Genomic DNA, 3,441 nt, shown 5'->3' with positions numbered 1-3,441 from the left:
TGCCGGCGTCGACCCGGGAGCGCCCCGTCTCAACCCCCGGCTTGCGCCGGAGGCCTCGACGGGACGCGTTGCCACGGATATGTGGTACGGTCGGCTCTGCAGGGGGTGCGGGCTATGTGGGTGTGAGTGTGGGACGCCTCCGGCGGAGGTATTTTTTACCAAGATGAAAGGGAGAGTGCGTCTGGTCCAACCCGATCGACGACCGCTTTTGGCGTTTCGGAGACCGGGTGCCTTGCCTGACTGCGGGCCCTTTCTTCGGGCGACTGCCACAGGCGACGCCCTGTGCATCCTGACTGTCCCGATCCGCGTCAGGCTGCCGAGGCCGAGAGCGTGACGAGATTTCGGCCGTCCGATTTGGACCCGTAGAGCGCCATGTCGGCCTTCTGGATCAGCTGTTCCGCCGGATCGCCGGATTGCTCGGTGATGGTTAGTCCGACGCTCATCGTGACGGCAATCGCGCGGGCCGGGCCGTCAATGCTGATCGGGCTGCCACCGATGGCCTCGCGCAACCGTTCGGCGCAGTGCAGGGCCGTGGCGGCGTCGGTGTCCTGCAGGGCCACGAGGAATTCCTCTCCGCCGAGGCGGGCCAGAAGATCCTGCGGGCGCAGCACCGCGCGCAGGCGCTTGGCCACCGATGACAGCACCGCATCGCCCGCCGCGTGGCCATGGCGGTCATTCACGGCCTTGAAGTGATCGAGATCGAGCATCATCACCGCGACCCCGCGGCCCGGCTCCTGCAACATCCGGTCGAGTCGTTTGAGTGCAAAACGGCGGTTGTGCAGGCCGGTGAGGCTGTCGGTCACGGCCAGTTCCAGACCCGCTTCGACGGTGGCGCGCAGCCGGTCGGACTGGCGCTTGCGGCGCAACTGGGTCTGGATGCGGACGGCCAGTTCCTCGGGGTCGATGGGATCGTAGAGGATGTCGCCAGCGCCGAGATCGAGCGCCACGGCCCCACGTTCGCGGTCATTGCGCGGCAGGATTGTCAGCGCCGCCGCGTGACGCGTGGCGGGACGAGAGCGCAGGTCGGAGAGAAGGCGCAGCCCCTCATTGCGCATGGTGAGGTCAGCGGCGATGACGAAGACATCCGGGGCGCTGCCGGTGTCGCGGGCCTGAAGCACCCGCTCGCGCGGCATCACGATCAGATGTTCGCTCAGCCGGGGGGCCAGGGCGCGCTTCCAGGCCAGGCCGGTGACCGCGTCAGGGGCGACCAGCGCCACCTTGCCCGGCGTTTCATAGGCCGGGGCGGGTTCCGCAAAGCCGAGCCCGGCATAGGAGTCCTCTCGCAGGCGCAGTTCGCGCTGGATTTCATGGGCGCGCAGCAACGACCGGACACGGGCCAGCAGCGTGACCTCGTCGACCGGCTTCGACAGGAAATCATCGGCGCCGTGCAGCAGCCCCTGCATCTTGCTGTCACGGTCTGCCAGCGCGGTCACGAGGATCACGGGAATATCGGCGGTGTCGGGGTCGGACTTGAGCTGTTCGCAGACGCTGACCCCGCTGATGTCCGGCATCATCACGTCCAGCAGGATCAGGTCCGGCTGTTCCGATTTCGCCAGGCGCAGCGCGGCTTGCCCGCAATCGGCTTGCAGCACGGAATAGCAGGCCGCCGCCAGCTTGACCTTCATCACGATGCGATTGGTGGCCACATCGTCCACAACCAGTATGCGCCCTGTCATCCTATGCTCCGCCACTGTTTATCTCGGGGCTTTCTTCATCCATGCTCCCGAAAGGTTAACAAAGCCTTTAACGAGAGGGATTCGCGGGCATATGAATGCAACTCGGGCAGAAGAAGTTGCGCTTTTGGCGCTCGGCTGGCTGGTGGGGAACGATGACCTGCTGCCTGTGTTCCAGGGCGCCAGCGGAGTCTCGGCCGATGATCTGCGCGCAGGCGCACAAGACCCGGCATTCCTGGCATCGGTCCTTGATTTCCTGCTGATGGACGATGCCTGGGTGATCGCGGTCTGCGATCACCTGGGAGTGCCTTACGAAACACTCTATCAGGTCCGCCAGAGGTTACCCGGCGGAGATCTGCCCAACTGGACCTGAGACACCGGCGGTCAGTCGCTGCCGCCTTCGCCGGCACACAGCTTGGCCAGCAGACGCTTCAACTCGCTGCGCTCCGCGACGGTGAGCTTGGCGTTGAAGTGGTTCATGTTCTCGGAGCAGATCGGAACCGCCTGGATCATCCGGTCATACCCTGTGTCGGTCATGCTGACCTCGGTCATGCGGCGGTCTTCCTTGCCGATGGCGCGCGTGATCAGCCCCTCGGTTTCCAGCGCGCGGAGGGCGCGGGATGTGGCGGTGCGGTCGATCCCGACAAAGGCCGCGATGTCAGAGGGGTTCTTCAACCCCTCTTCCGCAACGGCCAGAAGGATACACCAGCCAACCCGCGTCAGGCCGAAACGCCTCAGCCCGTCTTCGACCCTGCGTTCCACAAGGCGCGCCGCAAATGACGCGTGAAAGCCGATGCTATCGTGCAACCCGTATTTCAATCGCTGTCCGTCCATGAAAGCCCCAGACAAAAAAACAGAGTGTCCGGCCAACTCCAAGACACTTCATGGTGGCAATTGCTATTCCGTCATGCAGTATTTCACTACTGAGGGAGGAATTCAATGATTTCGGCAATCCTATTCGACAAAGACGGAACTCTGTTCGATTTCCAGGTCAGTTGGTCGGCCTGGGCAATGACATTTCTGCGCGATGCGGCCTCTGGGGACGAGACCCGCGCCGCGCATTTGGGGGCTGTTCTGGGCTTCGACTGGCATGCGGGGCGTTTTCGCGAAGACAGTTGCGTGATAGCCGGGACAGACGATGACATCGTATCGGCGCTGGAACCGGAGTTGCCGGGTGTCAGCAGGGCCGAACTGAAGATGAGGATTGCCCTTGCCGCCGCCGAGGCCCCGCAAAGCGAGGCGGTCCCTCTGGCCCCGTTTCTGGACGCGCTGAAGGCGCGGGGGTTGAAGGTGGGCGTGGCCACCAATGATACCGAAGCCACCGCGCGGGCCCATCTTGCGGCGTCAGATGTGCTCGACCGGTTCGACTTCATCAGCGGCGCCGATAGCGGTCATGGTGCAAAGCCGGGGCCGGGCATGTGCCTTGCATTTGCCAAGGCACTCGGCCTGTCGCCAGCCGAAGTGCTGATGGTCGGGGACAGCCTGCACGATCTTCATGCGGGCCGCGCGGCGGGAATGCGCACGCTCGGGGTGCTGACCGGGGTGGCCGGGGCCGAGGTTCTGGCGCCGCATGCAGATTACGTTCTGCCCGATATCGGTGGCCTCGAAGGGTTACTGGACCCCGACAATCGCCTCAGGCCGACCGACCTGGCGTCGTAAACGACGCAAACGGAATCGGAATCCGTCGCTATCTGAAAACTGTGTGGGCGGGTGCTGCGCCAATTTGGGGCCAACAGGATTGGAGAGCCCCGATGACCGAAGACGCCCC

4 protein-coding genes are annotated in these 3,441 nt (G+C 64.4%); 2 read left to right on the top strand and 2 right to left on the bottom strand.

The features are described 5' to 3' along the window. Positions 1-308: 308 nt before the first annotated feature. Positions 309-1,676, bottom strand: a complete 1,368-nt coding sequence (locus BKY26_RS01015) for a diguanylate cyclase (RefSeq protein ID WP_071688542.1) — start codon at positions 1,674-1,676, stop codon at positions 309-311. A gap of 91 nt (positions 1,677-1,767) precedes the next feature. On the opposite strand from BKY26_RS01015, the gene BKY26_RS01010 reads away from it, so the two are divergent. Continuing rightward, positions 1,768-2,046 (top strand): DUF3572 domain-containing protein, encoded by a 279-nt coding sequence (locus BKY26_RS01010; RefSeq protein WP_071688541.1) that lies wholly within the window; start codon positions 1,768-1,770, stop codon positions 2,044-2,046. Between the two features lie 11 nt (positions 2,047-2,057). Here BKY26_RS01010 and BKY26_RS01005 read toward each other — a convergent pair whose 3' ends face one another. Continuing rightward, complete coding sequence (locus tag BKY26_RS01005) at positions 2,058-2,507, bottom strand: MarR family winged helix-turn-helix transcriptional regulator (protein ID WP_071688540.1); 450 nt, start codon at positions 2,505-2,507, stop codon at positions 2,058-2,060. Between the two features lie 105 nt (positions 2,508-2,612). Between BKY26_RS01005 and BKY26_RS01000 the strand changes: the two genes are divergently transcribed. Beyond that, positions 2,613-3,332, top strand: coding sequence for an HAD family hydrolase (locus BKY26_RS01000; protein WP_071688539.1), 720 nt, complete (start codon positions 2,613-2,615; stop codon positions 3,330-3,332). Positions 3,333-3,441 lie beyond the last annotated feature (109 nt).

It is taken from the genome of Nioella sediminis (genome assembly GCF_001879695.1).
GTDB lineage: Bacteria > Pseudomonadota > Alphaproteobacteria > Rhodobacterales > Rhodobacteraceae > Nioella > Nioella sediminis.
The sequence above is the reverse complement of the archived record's forward strand: the minus strand, read 5'-3'. Positions and strand labels throughout refer to the sequence as shown.

Excerpts from the sequence above, each read along its gene's own strand:
- BKY26_RS01015 (WP_071688542.1), bottom strand. The coding sequence starts at position 1,676 with ATGACAGGGCGCATACTGGTTGTGGACGATGTGGCCACCAATCGCATC.
- BKY26_RS01010 (WP_071688541.1), top strand. The coding sequence starts at position 1,768 with ATGAATGCAACTCGGGCAGAAGAAGTTGCGCTTTTGGCGCTCGGCTGG.
- BKY26_RS01005 (WP_071688540.1), bottom strand. The coding sequence starts at position 2,507 with ATGGACGGACAGCGATTGAAATACGGGTTGCACGATAGCATCGGCTTT.
- BKY26_RS01000 (WP_071688539.1), top strand. The coding sequence starts at position 2,613 with ATGATTTCGGCAATCCTATTCGACAAAGACGGAACTCTGTTCGATTTC.